The 20,713-nt window shown below is 54.5% G+C and carries 14 protein-coding genes; 8 read left to right on the top strand and 6 right to left on the bottom strand.

From position 1 onward, the window contains the following. Window positions 1–123: 123 nt before the first annotated feature. A complete protein-coding gene (locus PLIM_RS00270) occupies window positions 124–2,196 on the bottom strand; it encodes a vWA domain-containing protein (protein WP_013108335.1) in 2,073 nt (690 codons plus the stop codon). Between the two features lie 466 nt (window positions 2,197–2,662). Further along, window positions 2,663–3,664 carry a TPM domain-containing protein gene (locus PLIM_RS22110; RefSeq protein WP_013108334.1) on the bottom strand — a complete coding sequence of 334 codons (1,002 nt, stop codon included), beginning with the start codon at window positions 3,662–3,664 and terminating at the stop codon, window positions 2,663–2,665. Window positions 3,665–3,971: 307 nt separating this feature from the next. Between PLIM_RS22110 and dprA the strand changes: the two genes are divergently transcribed. After that, complete coding sequence (dprA, locus tag PLIM_RS00260; RefSeq protein WP_013108333.1) at window positions 3,972–5,078, top strand: DNA-processing protein DprA; 1,107 nt, start codon at window positions 3,972–3,974, stop codon at window positions 5,076–5,078. Window positions 5,079–5,113: 35 nt separating this feature from the next. On the opposite strand, the gene PLIM_RS00255 is transcribed toward dprA, so the two are convergent. Further along, complete coding sequence (locus PLIM_RS00255; RefSeq protein WP_013108332.1) at window positions 5,114–7,480, bottom strand: efflux RND transporter permease subunit; 2,367 nt, start codon at window positions 7,478–7,480, stop codon at window positions 5,114–5,116. A gap of 384 nt (window positions 7,481–7,864) precedes the next feature. On the opposite strand from PLIM_RS00255, the gene aroB reads away from it, so the two are divergent. Further along, on the top strand, window positions 7,865–8,989 hold the full coding sequence (aroB, locus tag PLIM_RS00250) for a 3-dehydroquinate synthase (protein WP_052301451.1): 1,125 nt from the start codon (window positions 7,865–7,867) through the stop codon (window positions 8,987–8,989). A gap of 233 nt (window positions 8,990–9,222) precedes the next feature. On the opposite strand, the gene PLIM_RS00245 is transcribed toward aroB, so the two are convergent. Continuing rightward, window positions 9,223–10,578 (bottom strand): 3-keto-disaccharide hydrolase, encoded by a 1,356-nt coding sequence (locus PLIM_RS00245; RefSeq protein ID WP_013108330.1) that lies wholly within the window; start codon window positions 10,576–10,578, stop codon window positions 9,223–9,225. Window positions 10,579–10,950: 372 nt separating this feature from the next. Between PLIM_RS00245 and PLIM_RS00240 the strand changes: the two genes are divergently transcribed. The 3 genes from PLIM_RS00240 (at window position 10,951) to PLIM_RS00230 (ending at window position 14,507) form a co-directional block, all read left to right on the top strand. Next, complete coding sequence (locus PLIM_RS00240; RefSeq protein WP_013108329.1) at window positions 10,951–11,745, top strand: class I SAM-dependent methyltransferase; 795 nt, start codon at window positions 10,951–10,953, stop codon at window positions 11,743–11,745. 297 nt (window positions 11,746–12,042) lie between these two features. Next, a complete protein-coding gene (locus tag PLIM_RS22105) occupies window positions 12,043–13,254 on the top strand; it encodes a UDP-2,3-diacylglucosamine diphosphatase (protein WP_148226927.1) in 1,212 nt (403 codons plus the stop codon). Window positions 13,255–13,304: 50 nt separating this feature from the next. Further along, window positions 13,305–14,507 carry a DUF3419 family protein gene (locus PLIM_RS00230; protein WP_013108327.1) on the top strand — a complete coding sequence of 401 codons (1,203 nt, stop codon included), beginning with the start codon at window positions 13,305–13,307 and terminating at the stop codon, window positions 14,505–14,507. A 270-nt stretch (window positions 14,508–14,777) separates the two neighbouring features. Here PLIM_RS00230 and PLIM_RS00225 read toward each other — a convergent pair whose 3' ends face one another. Then, a complete protein-coding gene (locus tag PLIM_RS00225) occupies window positions 14,778–15,944 on the bottom strand; it encodes a BPSS1187 family protein (RefSeq protein ID WP_013108326.1) in 1,167 nt (388 codons plus the stop codon). A 117-nt stretch (window positions 15,945–16,061) separates the two neighbouring features. On the opposite strand from PLIM_RS00225, the gene PLIM_RS00220 reads away from it, so the two are divergent. Next, on the top strand, window positions 16,062–16,940 hold the full coding sequence (locus PLIM_RS00220; protein WP_230849364.1) for a 3'-5' exonuclease: 879 nt from the start codon (window positions 16,062–16,064) through the stop codon (window positions 16,938–16,940). A 217-nt stretch (window positions 16,941–17,157) separates the two neighbouring features. Here the strand turns inward: PLIM_RS00220 and PLIM_RS22100 are convergent, their stop codons facing one another. Then, window positions 17,158–18,504, bottom strand: a complete 1,347-nt coding sequence (locus tag PLIM_RS22100; RefSeq protein ID WP_013108324.1) for a hypothetical protein — start codon at window positions 18,502–18,504, stop codon at window positions 17,158–17,160. Between the two features lie 455 nt (window positions 18,505–18,959). On the opposite strand from PLIM_RS22100, the gene PLIM_RS00210 reads away from it, so the two are divergent. Both PLIM_RS00210 and PLIM_RS00205 read left to right on the top strand, forming a co-directional pair. After that, the gene (locus PLIM_RS00210) at window positions 18,960–19,451 is read left to right on the top strand and encodes a thiol-disulfide oxidoreductase DCC family protein (RefSeq protein WP_148226926.1); all 492 of its coding nucleotides are present in this window, start codon (window positions 18,960–18,962) and stop codon (window positions 19,449–19,451) included. A 157-nt stretch (window positions 19,452–19,608) separates the two neighbouring features. Further along, a complete protein-coding gene (locus PLIM_RS00205; RefSeq protein WP_013108322.1) occupies window positions 19,609–20,586 on the top strand; it encodes a 3-keto-disaccharide hydrolase in 978 nt (325 codons plus the stop codon). The last annotated feature ends 127 nt before the right edge of the window (window positions 20,587–20,713 follow it).

The following is a 20,713-nucleotide window of genomic DNA, read 5'->3' as shown; positions in this document are numbered from 1 at the left end:
GCGAGGCGGGTGACTGGGGTTGAGTCTTCGAACCCCCAGCGATTCTCGGTGAACTGGGGGTTCGAAGACGCTCAACCCCAGCCACCCTTTACCAAGGAGCGCAGTTGAATATTGGCGTTCGTATTACAGCTTCGGCAACACGGGTTTGGGCGGTGGTGGTGGTGCAGGTTTCTGAGGCTTTGGTTCCGGTGCAAACTTGGGTGCAAGTTTGGGCTGGGCCGGCGGCTGTGGCCTGGCGGTCACGGGCGGCGGTGGAGGAATAAACCGTTCCACCACGCGGATGCCAAAACCATCCTGCAGCTCGCGTTGAGCCAGAAGCGCCCAGGGTGTTCCCGGGGCTTCGTCAATGACCATCTGCAGGAGTTTATTGGCCTGATCGGCCGTCTTTTTGAAGATGGGCGCATACTGCAATTCAGGCTCGGGGCGGAAGATCCAGTGGTTGCTCTTTTTGGCAACGTCTTCATCGCCCATTTTGGTCTTCAGTTGAGCACAGGCCGAGTTGTATTCGTAGGCTCTCGCCTTCTGTGCCAGTAAGCGGCCATAACCCAGCATAAACGCCACGCGCCAGCGAGGATGCTTTTCCTGGGCCAGGAACTTGTCGGCTCCCTGCCGCTCCATCCCCTGAGGATAGTTGGCAAGGATCCGTTCAATGGCTGCCGAAGTAATCGCGACCGACTCCTGAGCCCGCGTGAGTTGCTGGCGGAAATTCCCCGGCTGCACGCGAAACTCCATGGGCGGTGTTCCGAGTGAACGAATCTTCGTGGCCTGGCTGAACTCGGCCGCCGTCACCACACTGGCTCGCAACGGGTTTTTCGAGAGGACCCGCAGCAGGTCTTGAGGTGTGCCGTAGCGATACTCAGGCTCGAAAGGTTTCATCTTCTGGCTGTCAAACTCACCGGTGATCGACAACGACTGAGTCGTGGTCAGGTTCGTCATGAAGTAGATGCCACCTGTTTCATGAACCAGCCTGGTGAGCGCATAAGGGCCAAAGCCGCTGCTCAGATAGGTGTACTGCGGCCCGTCATACCAGAAGGGAAGATCGACCCCTTCGGCAACCACTGTCTCCGGGCCGAGGTCGACTGGCAGGCGATAAGTCTTTCCATCTTCCGGAGCGACATAATCGACGAAGCCCTGCCGGCGCCCGAAAGGTGCCGCCGGGCCGACGACATAGGCCTTCGCTCCAAAGTTCCGGCATCGGCTGATCGCCAGCTCGAGCGGCGGGCCATGATCATCGCCCGCTTCGTCGGTGATGACCAGAATCATCAGCCGCCGGTTTTGTGTGTGGCGATAGTCTCCCCACTGTGAAAGAACTTGAGAGACGGCTGTAAATGTATTCTCAACACCACTGGGGTCTGTCGGTGCTTCAGCGATGGCCCGCGTCACATCATCGGCATTGTCGGTGGGCTGAGGTGTGATGAAGTTCGTCGAAGCTCCGAAGGTCACGACGCCACTGATCAGTGGTTGTGTCGCCCGGCCAAATTCACCTTTCTCATCAAGTGCATCCAGCTCGCTGTAGATGCGTTTCAAGCGATTGGCAATCTGTTGCCTCTGCTTGACGATACTGGCCGAAGCATCAAGCACCCAGACGACGAGGACTTTCTTCTCTTTGAGATTTTGAGCGATCTCCCAGGTGATCCGATCGAGTGCGGCATCCAACTGAACCATGGCCTGGCCGGTTGTTCCAGGTACGACAATTGTGTCACTCAGTTCAACACCTTCGGGAATATCAATAATCGGTGGAGCCGGTGGTGCGAGTTCAAACCGCTGGCGGAATTCGGCAGGGACGGCCAGCTCGGGGCGATCGGCAATGGCTCTTCCGACAGCCGTACTGTTCATGGCCATGACTTGAGGCAACTCACGATCGTCCGGGTTGGCGAGCTCGAAGACAGGTGTCTCTTCCAGCACGATGGGGGGTTCGACCTCGGCAGAAAACCGGGTTTCAATCGAACTGTAGATCATTTCGAATGGTGAAATCACCTCGAGTCGAAACAACGTCATGAGCAGCCAGGCATGAAAAGCCACACTCAGGACAAAACCTGCCGCGTGACTGGGGCGGACTCCCAGCCAGGAAAGGGATTCACTGCCAGCCGGCGTGGAACTTTGAGCTGGCGAAAATGCGACCGCGACCGACTTTTCGCTCGGCGCTTGTGATGCGGCAGCATTCGTCGCAGGAAACGTTGTGTCGAGCGTGTTCATCTCGCCTCCCGCCTTCAGCCGACCAACAGCATCTGGGCCGATTATTCAGCAATAGCTTTCAATTCAGTATGCCATCAATCTTACTGCAGCACCATTTTTAATCGGCAACTCGTGAAGTATTTCTTCCACGGAAAACGGGATTGAAGATGAGGGTTTTACCCCTTCTCCGGTTCCGACGGGAGAAGGTCGGGATGAGGGCGAGTCCGAACGTATTTGGCGAACAATCGACGAACGACCCCATCGCGGGATGTTCTGGATGCTCGACCCACTCTCACCTGGACATGCGAAGGTTGCGATAAGCACTTAGGTTGGGGGTGAGCATCAGAATGGAAGCCTTAGTGGGTTGAGGCCAGCAAAGAGGTTCGATGTTGAGTCAACAGCAGGAGAGCCACTGCTGGCAATCCAGCAATGGCTCTCGGAGGAGTGTCTGGTTGGCTAACTCCTGTTCGGCAACATGGGTTGGCGACTAAAAATCACCACCGCCACCGAAGTCACCGCCGCCAAAATCACCACCACTAAAGCCGCTGGAATCACCGAAGTCGCCACCCGAACCCCAGTCGTTGCGATTCGGGTCATCCATGCCGCTGGTCGCATCATTACCAAAGGCACTGCCGTGGCTATGGTTGTTGAAAAATGTGTCATACAGGTAGTGGCCAGCCATGGCACCGAACAGGCCCGTAAGTAATGAACCGCCAAAGCCCATGCCACCGCCTCCACCCATCCCGGCACCAGCACCCGCTCCGCCACCAAACAGAGCCCGCAGCAATGACATCCCAATCATGACGATCAGCACCACGGCTCCGATCCCGAGCACCCATCCCCAACCACCCAGATCACCCTCACCAGCTGGCTTAGCTGGTAAAGTATTGGCAGGGGCAGCCGCTGATTCTTTGGCCTGCACTGGTGCTGCCGAGGGTGAACGAAGAGTTCCGAACTCTTTCTCGATCAAAGTGACGGTGGCGAGCAGGCCGTCGTCATAATCTTTCGCTCGAAAGCCATTGAGCAAAGTTTCGGCCACAGCATTCCGCTGACTGGTCGTAAACCCTGCATTTCTTAACCGACGATCAGCAGCCACTTCGAGATGAGCCGGATCTTTCACCACGAGAATGAACAGACCTTTCGCCTTAGCCAGTTGGCCGCGATCTTTGGTGAAATCGACAAACACCCCCTGCTTCGGCTGACCGCTGGCGAGTTGACCTTTCCACGGTTCTGGGAGTGTTGCGACCGTCTGCAGCTGAACTTCATGACCCGTCTTGGCTTCGAGGGCCTTCAGCCGGCTGAGGGCGGTCTCTTTCGCAGCAGGTGAAAAGAAACTGGCTTCATCCTGAATTGATGTCTCTGCCTGGGCAGCGTTTGAAAAGCCTGTGAGGGAAATTAGCCCCAGGAGCAAGGGGGTGAAAAACAGTGAGCGCTGGATTCTGTGCATGGCTCTCGAATTCACTTCCTGAGTTTTTGAGTTTGTGGGCATAAGTAAGGACTCCCTTGCGTTGCATGCTGCCACGTTGTGTCGTTCAGTGAACGGATTGACGAACAATTCACTCGCGATCATCACGAATGCGGTGATGAGAACGTTTGGAATTCACTGTGCGCGTCAGTTGTCAGTAACGAAGAATTGAGTCCGGAAGATCAAAAACTGGCACAAAGCGTTTCGACAGTCTATAAAATGTGATCATTTGTGCGGTATTATTGATCTGGAAATGTTATGTTTTTGTGGTGGATGGTCAAAATCACGAGGGTCCGGGGTCTTGGCGACGATCAGGAGAGAGTGATTCGGGATGACAGATGCTGCCCTTGTCGATGCCTTGCAACTGATGCTGATTCCCAAAATCGGCCCGGCCACCTACGAACGGCTCATTCAACATCTGGGGAGCCCGACGGCTGTACTGGAGGCCAGTGCGGCTGTGCTGGAACAGGCAGGATTATCATCCACTCTGGCAAGCAGAGTCTCTTTAGGACGCGATCGGGCCGAAGCACGACAGACACTTCAGCAATGTGAGGCGCTGAACATTCGAGCCACTTGTCTCAACCGGGACGACTATCCGGTACGCCTCAAGGAAATTGATCGACCGCCCCCGGTCCTCTTCATTCAAGGATCCGTGACTGCTGCAGACCAGTTGTCCGTCGCGATTGTTGGATCCCGCAGCCCAAGTGTGTATGGCGAGCAGATGGCGAAAAACTTTGCTGGCGGATTGGCTCGCGCAGGGGTCACTATTGTCAGCGGACTGGCGCGTGGAGTGGATGGTTTAGCCCATCGGGCCGCATTAGAAGCTGGTGGGCGAACTCTGGCTGTGCTGGGAGGCGGGATCAATCAACTTTACCCGCGAGAACATATCGAACTGGCTAGGCAAGTTGTCGAGCAGGGAGCCTTGATCAGCGAATATGCTCCTGATGTCCCGGCGATTGCACCACAGTTTCCTCAAAGAAATCGCATTATCAGTGGTCTCTCACTGGCGACGCTGGTGATCGAAGCCTCTGAAAAGAGTGGCTCACTCCATACCGCCCGGCACGCCATGGAGCAGCACCGCGATGTGCTGGCAGTACCCGGACGAGTCGATTCCGATGCCTCAAAAGGTTGCCTCAAGCTGATTCGAGATGGTGCCATCCTCGTGCGGCATGTCGAAGATGTGCTGGAAGCTTTGGGACATCTTTCCGCTCCGGTGCAAAAACCCGGCGGGCAAGTGGTGCAGCAGCCTCGGGAGCTTTTACTGAATGATCAGGAGCAGAAACTGCTGCAACTGGTCGGGATTGAAGCCACGCCTGTCGATACTGTGCTGACACAGTGCGGTCTGGAGTATTCGCGCGCTTTGTCGACATTGACCGTACTGGAGATCAAAAAGCTGGTGCGACGCTTGCCCGGGAATTTTGTCGTGCGGATCAGTTGAGCCAGGTCTCGTTTTGCGAGCCAAGTCTCATAGGGTCAAACTGAAGATGTTGGCTCGACAGGATTCTGCTCAGTGCCAGCGGTTTCTTCAGGGCCAGCAGTCCGGGCAGAGTCTGGTGCCAGGCCCAGCCAGGGTCGATCCACCAGTTGCAGGAGTGGAGGCAAGAGGAGCAGATTCACCAACAATCCACCAGCGATGGCCGTACTGACCAGAACTCCAAAGGTGATCAACGGGACAAAGTGACTGGTTGTCAGCACTAAAAACCCGAGGATTAAGGCCACATTCGAATAGATGAGCGGCTTGCGGACTTCGGTCTGTACTTCTCCTAAGGCCCCCTGAAAATTGAGGCCTGATCGTCTGGCCCGCAAGTAGGCCGACATATAGAAAATGCTGTCGTGAATGGTGAGCCCCATGGTATCGCTGGAAATCATGGCGGTACCAATATTCACGCGTAGCCCGAGCCAGCCCATGGTTCCCAGAAGGAGCATGATGGGCAGAACATTGGGTACAAGCGAGACAAAGCCCATGACAATCGAGCGATAGGCAATAGACATAATGGCAATCAGGCCGAGTGCTCCCACCATGAGATCGGTGCGTTGATCCTGCAGCAGGCTGTCGATCAGGTAATTCAGGAGAACAAAGAGTCCGGTCACTTTGGCATCAGGGAACTGTTCTTTGGCGAGTGTTTCGACGCGATCAATCAGTGCCTGTTTTTCTCGGGCCGATTGTCTCTCCAGCCCGCGGAGCATGATGCGCATCCGGCCTTGTTCGGCATTGTAAAGACTGGGAACAAATTCAGGCTGGAGAGAGTTCAGCCAGCGTGATTGGGCCTGTGCATCAGGGATTAAAAACGGGAGCAAAGGGACAAGATCAAGCCCATCGGTCATCGCGACGACTTTCGTCAGACCTTGACCTTCGGCTGTGCCGATCAAGCCACGCAGATTTTCGGCCAGCTGCCGGACTTTATCGAGATGTTCGTCGGTCAGTCGATGGGGAGCCGGAAAATTAACTTCCCAAAGGCCAGCTCCCCCGAGGCGGGTTTCGAGAAAATCGAGTGATTTCACCACAGGGCTGGACGAGCGGAAGTTCTTGGTGAAATCGGTTTCCACCTGCAATTGCATCAGGCCCGCCATCCCATAGATCACAGCCGCCAGAGTAACGATCCCCATCCAGAAGCGGTGCGCCAGCACGAACTGGGTGAGTGAAGCGAGCCACTGACTGACCTGCTGATCGCCGCGTGGCTTTTGAGCACCGGCTCGATCCGGGCCGAGTAACATCCCTCCGGGAAGGACAAGTGTCATTGCGACCAGCACCAGCAGTGACCCAAGGACCATGGTGATGCCAAACGACTGCACGGGATGCAGGTGGCTCGAAAGCTGAGCCGCAAAGCCGGCTGCAGTGGTTAGGCAGACGAAAATGATATCGATGCCAATAACCTGCAGCATGCGACGGAAGGCAGTTTCTCGATCCAGCGACTGTCGCAATTCGTGATAATAGAGCGACATATAAACGACAGTAGAGACACCAATAATCGTCAGCAGTGAACCGAGGACAGAACTGACCATGGTCAGTTCCAGATGGGAGGCCCACAGGCCGGCTTTCGTCCAAAGAATCGTCATCTGCACAATGACAAACGGCAGAATGACCGAACGAAGATCGCGCAGAAAGAAAAGCACCACGCCAATCAAGAGAGCCGAAGCGGCCCAGCCCATGAACTCGCCATCTTCCTGGGCATAGCGGAACATATCGTGAACGAGAATCGGCTCGCCAATCACGAACGTGGGAAAGGACTGCTTCTCGGCCAAAGCCCGTAGTTTGGCAATCGTCTGACCACGCGAGATGGGTTGACCAGCGGAATCAACGGCCCGTTCACTTTCTTGCAGGCGGACAGCAATGCAGGTTGTCTGATTATCACTCCCGAGAAGGACACCCCGCGAAAAATCGAGCAACTCCTCTCGGCGCGAGCGAAAAGCGGGGTGCCGGGTCATGCGCAAGTAAGTGGCCAGACACTGCACGCTGGTGGGGATCACACCGGGTACGGCACTCACTTCGTCGGCCAGTTGTGACAGGCGGTTTTCACCAGCTTCTTCAAAGAGTTCGGGATCGTGATAGGCAATGAAGATAAACTCGTCACCACCAAACCACTTTTTGCTTTCGAGATAATCCCTGAGATGAGGATTGCCCGGCGCGTACATCGATTCGATCGACTCGTCAAACTTCAACTGGCCGGCAGGCCAGATGGAAATAGCCGTCATCAGGCAGGCCAGTAACAGCCACCAGACGCGGTATTTGATCAATCCGTCAATGACCCAGTCGCGCCAGGGATTGGGCAGAATCACCGGCCCCTGATGGGTCGTCTGTGATGGGGCTGGTGATTGTCCGGATGAATCGCTGTCGGACACCGAAATCGACTCCCTCGTGGCTAAGCTGTCAGAACCTCCGTGAAGCTGACACTCGACAACGGACATCATGACTTGACGTGTGGAAATTGTCGCCTGAAACAAGACCGATTCTTAACAAATCCTCTTGAGATGCCGGATATTCTGTTGACCCGACTCTTTTTATGATTCAAGACGAACCTGAGCCCCTGAATCACCAGAGTCTGTTGTTCGATCAGTCATCCTCGTGAATGCCGGGCGATCACTGGAGTCGCATGATTGCCCAAGCTTGAGGCCGGGCGATACCATTTCCAGAGATCCTTATCGAATTCCCATCGAGTCATTTCTCGAAAAGAGAGGTCGCAAGGTGGTCACCTCGTGACAATTCAGCGATCCAGAAAGTTCAGCATGCAGGACACTGATCGACCTTCTGCCTCCAGGCCAAAGATATCCGTGGTGCCAGTCAACCTGGGGCCACGCAGCTATCAGGTGCGGATTGGTGCGGGGTTGTCGAAGCAAGTGGCCATTGAGTTGGGCAATCCTGGATCGGCTCTGGTGGTTTCCGATACGAATGTGGCTCCATTGGCTGCTGAGAACTTGACTCAACAACTGGCTGAGGCTGGCTGGAATGTCCGGCTGGCTGTGCAACCAGCGGGTGAGACAGCCAAGTCCTTGCGTGAAATCGAAAAGCTCTATGATCAGTTGATCGCCATGCAGGCTGATCGATCGACTCATGTGATTGCCGTCGGTGGTGGTGTGGTGGGTGATGCAGCGGGCTTTGCTGCTGCGACTTATGCCCGTGGGCTCCCTTTCATTCAGGTACCCACCACACTTCTGGCGGCTGTCGATAGCTCAGTGGGTGGCAAGGTGGGTGTGAATCTGCCAGCTGCTAAGAACATTGTGGGGGCTTTTCATCAGCCCAAAGCTGTCTTTATCGACACCGATCTGCTGGCAACCTTGCCGCCGCGAGAGTTTGCCGCCGGTATGGCTGAAGTCGTGAAGTACGGCATGATTCTCGATGAAAGTTTCTTTGACTGGCTCGAAGCCGAACAGCCTAAGATTCAATCGCATGACCCCACCTTCCTGGCCCGGATTATTCAGCGCAGTTGCGAACTGAAGGCCCAAGTGGTGGAAGCGGATGAGTTTGAAACGACTGGTCTTCGAGCCGTGTTGAATTTTGGTCATACGTTCGGGCACGCTTACGAAGCACTCGCGAAGTACGGCACACTGCTGCATGGCGAAGCGGTTTCGATCGGTATGATCGATGCTGCCACACTCGCCTGTCAGTTGGGTCGTATTCCGGAAGAAGTCGTCTCGCGACTGACGAAACTGCTGCAATCGTTTCAACTCCCGGTCTCACTTCCATCGGGAATGAAACTCGATCCACAACAGATCATTGCTACCATGCGGCTCGACAAGAAATCGGTCGGTGGCAAACTGCGGTTGATTCTGCCGACGAGAATTGGCCATGTCGAAAGCGTGCGCGATGTATCTGAAGAACTGGTTCTCAAGACAGTGGCCCGTCATGGCTGATGATCAATGCTCACCAGGAATGCATCAGAACTAGCGAACCCCCATAAAGCCTCTCAAGACGCTTCGCGAAACACTTTTGAATTCATTGCAAAAGCTCTCCGGCAGCAGGAAGGTCTTGCCTTCTTAAAGAAGTCACTCCTGCACTTGCCTCCAAAACGCACATGGCCTTCTCCCCTTACTGAAAGAAGGCGAGAAGGCCATGCGGTTGTCAATATGTTGTCACGAGGCTGTGCCTAATCAGCAAGTGGCTTGATCGAGAGGTTGCGGAACTCGACGGCATCGCCATGGCCTGCAAAGCCAAAGTGTCCCTTGACCAGATCTTTACCAGGATGTGGTGAATTCGCCATGTATTCAGAGACCTTCGAAAGGTCGGTATCCAGAATGATGGTGCCATTGAGTTCGACTGTAATCTTGCTGCCATTGATGGTCACTTCCTGGAAGTTCCATTCCCCTGTGGGTCGCAAATAGCCACGCGTTGCAGCGGCCATACCATAAGCCGAGCCGTGGTACTGACGCACATCGAGCTTGGCATACTGGGGAGCATCGTTATCGAGAACCTGCAGTTCAGTCATGCCGGAATAAGCGGGATTCCCTTTGCCGGGATACCGAATGGCGAGGCCATTATTGCCACCGGGTGGCAGGCGGAATTCGAGCCGGGCCACGAAGTTGGCGTATTCTTTCTCAGTGTAAAGGTTGCCCCCTTTGCCCTTTTGGCAACGAATGGCACCGTTGGCAACTTCGTACTGATCGGCCGCACCCGCCCAGCCCGCCAGTGATTGGCCATCGAAAATCGATTCAAAGCCACTCTCTGACTTGCTGGCCAGAATTTTATTGGCTTCTTCGCTGCCGATTTCTCTGACGAAGATATTCCGCCAGCTGATCTCACCGCCGTGAGTTTGCAGTTGGATGTAACCATTCTTGCGAAGAGGAGCCGCTTTATCCCAGTAGTTGTCCATGATGGCGTGATCGACCACGAGTTGATCGTTGAGATAAATCGTGGTGCGGGCACCCACTTGAATGATGCGGAAGCGATTCCACTCTCCAAACGGTTTATCAGCTTTGGCGAGCGGATCTTTACCAGGATGGTTGGGAAGATTGTTCCATAAACCACCTGAGCCTTTGTCGGCACCAATCGAGAACTTGGCCGTCTCTGTGCTGTCCCAGATCTGAACCTGAGGCGTGGTGCGCAAGTAAATGCCACTGTCGGCCTTGGGAACTGTCTTGTAATCGATCAGCAGTTCGATATCGCCAAAGGTCTTGTCGGTTGTGAGATAAAGTCCATGCCCATCATTGATCAGAATGCCATCTTTGACGGACCAGTGGCGAGCAATATCTTCGAGGCTTTTGGCCTTGAAAGCGGCAAAGTCGGCTTCACTCATGGCATCGAGCTTGCGGGGGTCATACGTGCCCAGACCCCACCAGCCGGTCAGATCTTTTCCGTTGAACAATGCCGTAAATCCCGGAGGTGGATTGTTATCTTCCTGAGCCTGTGCAGGAGCAACGACAAAGAGCGAAAGCAGGCAGCCTGCGATCGAAAGCATGAGAAACTCAGGAGAAAAGCAGGCAAGACGTGGTAAAGCATGCAGCATAGGTGTGTTCCTCAGGCAGAGATCTGGCGGGTCATTCTGGCGACCACTGGTACTCGCCCAGCGGTACGTTTCGTCAGCCTAATAGCCTTTTTGCGAAAATGCCAATGGAATTCCTGATGTTGGCCACGGCCGTTCCCAATCCTGTGAAATGATCACGAATTCACCGGAAACAGCGCACCGTGAGGGGGGAACATCTGGTCTGATGCGGTGCAGCGGTCCCAGGGCAGAAAACTCACCTTGCGTCATTCTTGTGCAGTGACGAAGATGATTTGTTATTCCCGGCTGTCATCCCGCGAATTCATTCGCTGGAAACAGTCTGAGTCAGCGACAGTTGTGACACAACGGCACCACTAGATAAGTTAAAGATCGAGCATGGACGCTCATACAAAGACCAGCCAACTGGTTTCTGAATCAAATACTAGTACGGCAAAAGTGCCTTCGCTGGCGTATGGAGTCGATCCGACTCGGCCAGAAAAGTACAGCTTGAGACAGGCGCGGTATCATGCCGTCAGTGAAGAAATTGCCCGGCTGATTCCCGAATTCCAGGCTCGCGGTCGTCGTCTCAAGATTCTCGACGTGGGGATCTGGAATGGCGTGCTCATGCGTTATGTCGAAGCGCTGCCAGGTTCAGAAATTGTCGATCTGCATGGGGTCGATCTCACTCTGCAACCGACCATTTACAAGCCGGAAAACTGGGCCAGTCTCAATGCCGGCGATCTCATGGGAGGCCTCAATTTTCTGGAATCGAATCAGTTCGATCTGGTCGTCTGCGAGCAGGTACTGGAGCATCTTCCCACTGTTGATGATGCCATTTCGACTCTGGGTCGGGTGCTGGCTCCGGGGGGATTGCTGATTGTCGGAGTGCCGATCTTCCCGGAAGGAATTCATCTCGTTCGCAAACATCTGGTTCCTGCTGTGGATAAACTCGTGGGCAAAAAGAAACCACGCGGCCACCTGCAGGCTTTCAGCAAGCGGACATTTATTGGCGCCGTGACTCAGCATGCCCCGGTCAAAGTTGTCGCAGCCCGAGGTTTTCGTATTTTTTCGGGCGGATTGCTCCGGCCGCTGGAAAACCAGAAGTGGTGGTGGCAATTGAATCGCACTGCCGGCGAGACGTTGCCTTCGCTCTGCACCGAGATTCAGGTTCTGGCTCGCAAAGCCGCCTGATGTTCAAAGCGGCTCTCAAAAATCGTGAGAAAAGTTCGATTTGAGAGAGAGATTCGCGGAACTTTCACCAGAGATTCATCGCGAAACCATGTTGTTTTGGATGATATATGAAGCTGGGGAAGTTGATTTTGCTGCTCCCAAAGCGTGGATCGTGGCAATGCTGCCAATGTCGGCAGGCTCCTCCGGTGACAGGTAGCCAGAAGTTCTGGTCAGAGGTTTTCGTTCTGGGAGACAATCACCTCTGGCACAGTTTCGGGCTGAATCATCTGGCGGGTGATCCTGCAGGGGGCCACGAAAATGCTTGTGAATTCCATGGCTGTCGGGCGAGAGTTTGCCAATGGCGAGCACCCCGGCAGCACGCTTGATGAAGGAAATCAAGGTCGATTTCTGTCATCCAGTCCCGAAGTTTCGGCAACTTTGCCTGACGTTCATTCGGTACGAAATACGCACTTTCTACCCGGTCGAGAAGCCCTTGAGCAACTCGAATGGAACTGGCGGCCAGCAGGATCTCAGCGTCCCGCGCCCAGACATCCTGGTGAGGATCAAAAACGGGGAAAGGATCTGCTCGGCGAATTTCCGGCTCCTCGAGAGCGTGGTGTTTCGGTTGAAAGCCGACTTTCGCCCATCGAAGATCGACAGGAACGAGCAATCCGGACGGTCTTTGTCAGCGATACTCATCTCGGTTGCCGACATGCCCACGCAGTCGAACTTCTCGATTTTCTACGGAGTGTCGAGCCCGAATCGCTCTATCTCGTGGGTGACATTATCGATGGCTGGAAGCTGAAAAAATCGTTCGCCTGGAAGCAGGTGTACAACGATATTCTCTCGCGACTGCACGATCTGGCCGCCTCCGGCACAAAAATCTATCTCACTCCTGGAAATCACGATGCGTTCTTACGCCGGTTCCAATGGGGGTTTGATTTCGTCACGATTGAAGATGAATTTGTCTTTGAAGCGGCCGATGGCCGGAAGTATCTGGTCATTCACGGCGATAAATTCGATGTCGTCGAACAAAGCGCGCAGTGGGTCTCAGGCGTTGCCTCGATTGGTTACGACTTGCTGCTTTCGGCCAACTGGCTCTTCAGCCGATGGTTTAAAGCCCCGGCCAGTGGCAGTTATTCATTCAGCGGTCGCGTCAAACGGAGCGTCAAACAGGCTGTTCGATACATCAGCTCCTTCGAGCAACGTCTGGCCAGGTATGCCCTTGAACAAGGTTGCGAAGGGGTGATCTGCGGCCACATCCATACCCCCGCACATGACCACCGTCACGGAATCGTGTACTGCAACACCGGGGACTGGGTTGAGAATTGCACCGCGTTTGTGGAATATGCCCATGGAGAGATGGAATTGATCCATTACTTTGAAACTTTCTCCACGCGGAAAACGAGTGCTGCAGATTGCAGCCATGAAACTTCGGTGACGAACAACAGCTTGCCTCTGCCCATTCCTGCCCTGGCCTGTGCCTGCAGTGAATTGGCACCTCAGGATCTGGCTGCTGTCCCGTGCTGAAGCTTGCTCCGATTCCCGTGTGGCCACTATCAGCAACCGGGAATCGACGGATGGTTGTCGAAAAGCTCAGCAAGACATGGTTTAACCTCGTCCATGGCCGAAATCTGGTCTACAACCAGTGCTGGGAAGACCCTCGCTTAGACCGGGTAGCCCTCGAACTGACTTCAAATGACCGTGTGGTGGTCATCACTTCCGCCGGTTGCAACGCTTTGGATTATGCACTGGCCGGTGCAGGCCACGTCCATGCGGTCGATATGAATCTGCGGCAGAATGCACTGCTGGAACTCAAGCAGGCTGGCATTCGCAAGCTCGATTACGAAGACTTCTTTCAAATTTTTGGTAATGGTGGTCATCCCCAGTGGAGCACCATTTACACACAAAAGCTGCGACCGGAACTGAGTGATACCACCCGCAAGTTCTGGGATCGCAAAAAGGCTTTCTTCACGGGCGATACCCGCCGCAAGTCGTTCTATTTTCACTGCACTTCGGGCACATTTGCCTACATTATCAATGTTTACATCGACCGGATCGCCAAGCTGCGTGACGGGGTCAATGCCATCCTGGCAGCCAGCAGCCTCGAACAGCAACGCGATATTTTCAAGCAGTACAAGCTGGCCGAATCACTCTGGCGGCCCTTTATCCGCTGGGCCATGCGGCGGGATATGACTCTGGCACTGCTGGGGGTTCCCAGAGCTCAGCGTAAGCAGATTGATGAGCAGTATCCCGGTGGGATTCTGCAGTTCGTGATGGATCGCGTCGAAGCCGTCTTCACCAAGCTGCCGATCAAGGATAACTACTTCTGGCGTGTTTACCTCACAGGCCAGTACACGCCCGAATGCTGCCCCGAGTATTTGAAGCCCGAAGGCTTCGCACAGCTCAAGGCTGGGGCCGTCGATCGAGTGAGCACACATACCAACCACATTCTCGGGTTCCTGCAGGAAACGCCGCATCAGATTTCGCGGTTCATTCTGCTCGATCACATGGATTGGCTTTCCAAAGATCCAGCCATGGCCATCCTCACTCAGGAATGGCAGGGGATCATGGACAAAGCCGCCCCCAATGCCCGCGTATTGTGGCGTTCAGCTGGCCTCAATGGTGAGTTCGTAAATCCCATTCAGGTTACTGTGAACGGCCAGAAGAAAACTCTGGGTGAAGCCCTCGAGTACAATCGTCCGCTGGCCGAAGAACTCCATGCGAAAGACCGCGTGCATACTTACGGCAGCTTCTGCATTGCGAACATCAAGAACACATAACCGCTGTTGCGGTCAATGATCGTCTTGAGACTGAACCTGCTGTCGTGGGCCCGATCGTCATAGAGCAGACTCTTCTGCAGTCATGACTTGCGTACATGTTTGCCTTACATGATCAGAGCCAAATGAACAACTGCGCGGCGGGTGGCTGGGGTTGAGTCTTCGAACCCCAGCGATCTTGGGTACTAGCTGGGGGTTCGCGAAGACGCTCAACCCCAGCCACCCCATACTAGGGAGCCCAATTGATTATTGGAATCCATATCATTCCCGTCTTTACTTCTTCCCTTTGACTTTATGTTCGAGTGTGCAATCGGCTTCTGCAGGGACTGCCGGGCCCTTCCGATCGACCGGATGCGTGAACAGGTATTTCCAGACATCCTCATAAAGGTAGACACCCTTCGAATTTTTGGGAGACGGCCCGCCCGGAACCGAAGCACCGTGAGCATTGTTGGCATCGTTCCCCACATTGGCATTCGTGACCAGACGACGGGTATTGCTGAATGGGGGTTTGGCGTCATCCACATTCACAGTCGGGCCAAAGTCATTGAGCCCCAGTAACAGCCATGACCGGCAGTAATGGTCTGCAGTCCAGCCACCATCCAGCACATGCGTAAAGCCAAAAAACCGCTCATGCGGCGTGGCTGAAGGAAGCTTGTACCAACCTTCCAATTGATCGCGCGGCCCGGAAAACATCACCACGCGATCCACCTTCTGATGGACAGCAAACCGGGCGGCTGTCGTCGAACCGTGCGAAATCCCACTCATGATGACATCTTCCCAGCGGAGATCACCCTCTTCGGTCAGGAATTGCTCCCATTTCCCCTGAGGATTTTCTTTGGCCAGCCACTTCACAAACTGACGCGAACGTTCGGCCATGCCGTCCGGAAGCGGGATCTCAATGTCGGGACTGAAGTCTTCGCCCGTCGCTGCTTCAAGGCGAATTCGCCCCAGGTAGAGTTCATCGGGTGGTGGTTCTTTGTTGAGCTTGCCAAACCAGCCATTCGCATAATGCACCTGAATGCCATGCATTCCATAGCCAGAGATCCGCTCGAACAGCCCTTGATTGTGGCCCATCAGCCAGATCACTAGCTTGCCTCGCGGTTTGACGCGCGTATCGACGACGGCATGCTGCACATCCTGCGGCTTGCCGTCTTTGTTAAAAACAAAACCAATCTCAGGATGCTCTTTGGCTCTGGGATCGATCTCACTCGCCCGGGCGGTGAGGTCGTAGCGCTTCGGTGTTTTGTCGTTGTAAGGCGGGGCAACTCGAACGGCAGCACTCTTCGTGGTATTCGGTTGTAAAGCACTGGTTCTGGAAGATTTCGACTGGGCCGCAGCTGGTTCCAGTGTGCCCAGCAGCAGCAGTCCCGACAGGCAGAAGCCAATGGTTTTCCAATCCAGAAGAGAACCCCAATGCCTCGATACTTCGCAGATCTTCATCAGCCAACACTCCTCAAATCATCAGTCTCCAGATGCAGGTTGTCATCAGGTTGTACCGGATCTTGATTCCCAAGGGGACATTCTTTTGGGAGAATCCTGAAGGTGTGAAAGCGATCCATGACCCGGCTGTTCATGGGAACTGGTGGTTTATTGCGGGAAAGAAAGTTCGCCATGGCTGATGAAAAACGAACGGCCGTCAGTTATCTCGTGTTTGATATTGAAGCGATTGCCGATGGTGAGCTGGTTTCCCGCATCCGCTTTCCCGGTGAAAATCTCTCGGCAGAGGCAGCCATTGCGAAGTACCGCGCCGAGTTGATGGAAACGACGGGAAAAGATGTTCTCCCCGTCACCTACATGCTTCCTGTCTCGGTGGCCATTGCCAAAATCGATCCCGAGTTTCGCCTGCTCGATCTGGTCGTTCTTGATGCACCGGAGTATCGCCCACACCGGATTGCTCAGCTCTTCTGGCAGGGTTGGCAGCATTATGGCTATCCCACACTGGTCAGCTTTAATGGCCGTTCTTACGACATGCCTGTGCTGGAACTGGCGGCACTGCGCTATGGTTTCTCGATCCCCGCATGGTTCTCATTAGAACTGAGATCATTCGAGCAGCCCCGCAATCGCTATAACAGTTCGTCTCACTTCGACCTGTGCGACTTTTTCTCGAACTTTGGTGCCACACGACTTTCGGGCGGGCTGAATCTCCTGGCCAACGTGCTGGGAAAGCCCGGCAAAAGTGGCATCGATGGTTCGATGGTGCAGGATTTTCATCATCAAGGACGCGACGAAGAAATCAACGACTACTGTCGCTGTGATGTGCTGGATACCTATTTTGTCTTTCTGAGAAGCCAGGTTCTGCAGGGCAAGTTGACACTTCAGCGTGAGCAACAACTGGTGGGTGAAACGAAAACATGGCTGGAAAATCAGGCAGACAATTCACCGGCCTATCAGCATTATCTCTCGCATTGGGGTGATTGGCAGCCTCCACCCGCTTAAAAGATTTATGCATTGAAAAAGGCTACGGGGTGGCTGGGGTCAAACGTCCTCGTTTGCCCCCAGGTCATGGGACTCGGATCGTTTTTAACGAACAGCGTGAAAAGTCATGAATGCATGTTGTCAGATGTATTTGTGCGGGTGACCTTGAATGACCAGGGGGCGGATGAAGACATCCGCCCCTGCCACCCACCCGTCTGAAGTGAGCAACCGGAAAAGGCTACTCCACGCGAGCCGTGGCTCGTGGTTCAAACTGCGGGATTTCTGTCTGTTGCAAGAGCGGCTGGCTTAATTGAGCACGGTCTTTAATTGGAGCTGAGCTGGATGCGACAGGCCCGGACTGCATGGCCTGTGTGGCTGCAGCAAGTGCCGCACGGGCTTCTGCCAGTCGCGGGTCAATCTTTTGAGTATTAGCGGCTACATCCTCGATCTCAGTCGTGCGGAGATTGGCCACTGGGTCAGCCGGAATATAACCCTCGTTTTGTACGATGCGACTGTTTTCGGGGCGATTGCCAGGTGCAGTCGCTGCGACAAGAACATCGGAGGTTTCAGTACGATCCAGAATGGCGACAGCCTGGCTGGTTTCTGGATTCTGGCCACGTACCCGCAAGTTATCGACGTTCGAATTAGTGGCTGATCGACGCTCGAAAGGTCGAGTCAGTGAAAATCCACGGGGTTCGCTAGCCGTACCTGGGGAATTGGAAGCGACCATCGCCAGTGGTGCAGTTGGCTGTGTTCTGGTCGCCTGGAGTTCGGATGCAGGCTGTGAATTGTTGCCAGCGAGCATTTCACCAGGTCTTGCGGGCTGCCTTGGGCAGCCAGCGAGTACCCAGCGGTCGTGTTCCTGTTCAATCTGCTCGACGTTGCTGTAGCCATAATGAGATTGCAGTGCCTGATCCCATCCTCGTTCATGAGCAGACTGGAGGAACTTGAGGTACTCCCCTTTGCTCGATTTGGCAATGAGATAATCCGCCAGCAGATAGCCTTGTGCATAGAGGGTGAGGACTTGCCGCTGATCCTGCGGATAGTTTTTCATCCCCAGAAGTGTTCTCAGAGGAATTTTGCGACGTCCACCCGTGGCTTCGATGGCGAGTTTTTCCAGCCGCATTCTTTCCGATTCGTGTTCGATGAGTGAAGCGGCGCCTTCATCGGCCCAGCGAGGAAGTGGTCGGCGAAAGTAGCAGGCGAAAATCGTGTGATTGACTTCATGCGGCAGAACCGAATCCAGGATTCGTTCGGGAGTCCCCTGAACTTCCATGTTCCAGCCATAGACTTCGCCACGATCAAAATTGAACGTGGTGGCACCACCTGCGGGGTAGTTCCCCACCTTGCAGGAAATTGGGCAAGGCTTTCCCCAGCGGGGCATTTCGCGACCTGTCCAGGAGAGGCACAAGTCCCGGCGGAACTCTTCAGCGGCTTCTCCCACAACGCGAGCGAATTCATCGGTCGGCGCTGTGACAATAAAGTTGGGAGTGCGGTAGCTGGCCGCTTGTGCCGTGAGCGAAAGCAATGAACAGTGAAGGAACGCAATCGCCAATAGAGCGATTCTGGCCCGTGTCGCATCCATGCGCAAACTTTCCGATCTATGTTGTTCGTCCGAGGCTCGGAAATCGGTTCAGGACGATTTTGAGCCGGATTTGGCACTGAGCATCCTGCTGGCGTGCCAAACTTCTGACGAGCGAATCATGCGCCACTTTGCCGTCATGCGCCTAGTCGAGTTATAACTCGATATTCTCATTGGAGTTAACCGTTACAATCACTCCGAGCAGTTCGGAAACAATTTCTATTTTTCGGCAATTTCTGCCTGTAAAAGTTTCAAGAAAGCTGCTCTGAATCGTCACAAACAGCCATTGCTAAATGATGAAGTGCGAAGTGATGAGGTCCGTGAACCAGCATTCGGAAGTAGCTGTTGGTTTCGTGATCAGGCTGCGGTTCTCATGTCAGAGCTGATGTGCTAATTCTGTTTTGCTTGTTGCCCATGCAGGGCACAAGGATCAGCGATGAAGTCGATAGGGCCAGGCCATGACGATCTCTCCCACCGAAGTGGCAACTTCACAGGCTGTCGGGCCTAACAGTCAGCCTGCCTTGAGTGAAGTGGCCAGCCAAAAAGTGCAGCCCTCATCCCGGGTAATTCTGTTCTACGATGGTCAGTGCGGGCTGTGTCAGAAGTCGGTGCAGTTTGTCTTGAAACGACAGCCACAGGGTTCAATCCTCTTCGCACCTCTGCAAGGAACCACAGCGGCTGAGATGCTCCCCGCTGCTGATCGCGAGCAACTCGATTCGATGGTCGTTGCCAAAAACGGCCAACTCTTTCGCCATTCCACCGCTGCCTTGGCCATTGCCCAGGAGTTAGGTGGCTTCTGGAAAGTGCTGGGCCATCTGGGGAGCATCATCCCCCGGCCTCTTCGCGATCTGATATATCGCTCTATCGCCCGCAACCGATATCGCATGTTTGGACAGGCCGACGCCTGCCGCCTGCCACAACCCGGAGAGCGTGAGCGATTTCTCGACTGAATTCGTTTCGCCACACCCCAATTAAGTTTTCCTGGCAAGTGGCTGACATTGCACCCCGCCAACGGATAAGCTGCTCTGGATGAGTTTGTTGCGATTCGCGCAGAGCGATGACAACCTCTGCCCTCACCACCTGATCGACCATTCCGGGAGTTTTCTCATGCGGCACATGAATTTCACTTGGCGAACAGTTCTCACGTTAGGGTTAGCCGCCGGGGCCTGCTTCCTGGTTGACAATACGGCGATGGCCGCAGACGGCCCCAAGACGGCCTATCTCGATGCGGCTGCAGCAGGGCCGGATTTTGCCATTCAAGGCGAATATGCGGCTGATGGCTGGGGCCTGCAGGTGATTGCCGATGGCGATAGCAAGTTTCGCGGAGTCCTCTACCAGGGTGGGCTCCCTGGAGCCGGCTTCGAAGGTAAGACCGACAAGTTCAAGCTGAATGGTGCCACAAAAGACGGCAAAACCTCGCTGGCTGGTAGCGACTACGAAGTGGTCATTGAAGGCACGAAAGCTGTTGTGAGGCACTCGGCCAAATCAGTCGAGCTCAACAAAGTCCAAAGAACGTCACCCACACTGGGGCAAAAACCACCTGCAGGTGCCGTCGTGCTGTTCGATGGCACAAATGTCGATCAATGGGACAAAGCTTCCATGACCGAAGACAAACTTCTGAATGTGGGGACTCGCACCAAGGAAAAGTTCGAAGACTATACTCTGCATATCGAATTTCGATCCCCTTACATGCCCTATGCCCGCGGGCAGGCTCGCGGCAACAGCGGGCTCTACCTGGGTGATCAGTATGAAACCCAGATCCTCGATTCATTCGGACTCGAAGGGGCTGATAACGAATGCGGTGGCATCTACATTAACTCAAAACCCCGAGTGAATATGTGCCTGCCGCCACTTTCCTGGCAGACTTACGATGTCGATTTCACTTGTGCCAAGTTCGACGAAGCAGGCAATGTGAAATCACCTGCCAAAACCACCGTTCGGCATAACGGAGTGGTGATACACGAAAACCTCGAACTCAAGCCCACACCCGGCGGTGGCCAGAAAGATCAGAAGCCAGGGGCCATCTTCCTGCAGAACCACGGCGATAAAGTTCACTTTCAGAACATCTGGATTCTCAAGAAATAGCCGCAGAATCGATGGAAAGACTTCATTTTCTCAGACATCAGTTCGTAATGAAGTCTGAATGATCACCGGTCGAAGGATGAGTTCGGCTTTCGCGTTCAGTTTTCCCGCGACGGCGCTTGCCTTCGGC

This window comes from Planctopirus limnophila DSM 3776 (genome assembly GCF_000092105.1).
In the GTDB taxonomy this organism is placed as follows: domain Bacteria; phylum Planctomycetota; class Planctomycetia; order Planctomycetales; family Planctomycetaceae; genus Planctopirus; species Planctopirus limnophila.
Note: the sequence above shows the minus strand (reverse complement) of the source record. Positions and strands in the feature narration are given on the sequence as shown.

Bases quoted from the DNA above. Each gene is read 5' to 3' on its own strand.
- PLIM_RS00225 (WP_013108326.1), bottom strand. From the start codon at position 15,944: ATGAAGATCTGCGAAGTATCGAGGCATTGGGGTTCTCTTCTGGATTGG.
- PLIM_RS00270 (WP_013108335.1), bottom strand. From the start codon at position 2,196: ATGAACACGCTCGACACAACGTTTCCTGCGACGAATGCTGCCGCATCA.
- PLIM_RS00220 (WP_230849364.1), top strand. From the start codon at position 16,062: ATGACCCGGCTGTTCATGGGAACTGGTGGTTTATTGCGGGAAAGAAAG.
- PLIM_RS22100 (WP_013108324.1), bottom strand. From the start codon at position 18,504: ATGGATGCGACACGGGCCAGAATCGCTCTATTGGCGATTGCGTTCCTT.
- PLIM_RS00210 (WP_148226926.1), top strand. From the start codon at position 18,960: ATGACGATCTCTCCCACCGAAGTGGCAACTTCACAGGCTGTCGGGCCT.
- PLIM_RS22110 (WP_013108334.1), bottom strand. From the start codon at position 3,664: ATGCCCACAAACTCAAAAACTCAGGAAGTGAATTCGAGAGCCATGCAC.
- PLIM_RS00240 (WP_013108329.1), top strand. From the start codon at position 10,951: ATGGACGCTCATACAAAGACCAGCCAACTGGTTTCTGAATCAAATACT.
- PLIM_RS00230 (WP_013108327.1), top strand. From the start codon at position 13,305: ATGGTTGTCGAAAAGCTCAGCAAGACATGGTTTAACCTCGTCCATGGC.
- PLIM_RS22105 (WP_148226927.1), top strand. From the start codon at position 12,043: ATGCTTGTGAATTCCATGGCTGTCGGGCGAGAGTTTGCCAATGGCGAG.
- aroB (WP_052301451.1), top strand. From the start codon at position 7,865: ATGCAGGACACTGATCGACCTTCTGCCTCCAGGCCAAAGATATCCGTG.
- PLIM_RS00245 (WP_013108330.1), bottom strand. From the start codon at position 10,578: ATGCTGCATGCTTTACCACGTCTTGCCTGCTTTTCTCCTGAGTTTCTC.
- dprA (WP_013108333.1), top strand. From the start codon at position 3,972: ATGACAGATGCTGCCCTTGTCGATGCCTTGCAACTGATGCTGATTCCC.
- PLIM_RS00205 (WP_013108322.1), top strand. From the start codon at position 19,609: ATGCGGCACATGAATTTCACTTGGCGAACAGTTCTCACGTTAGGGTTA.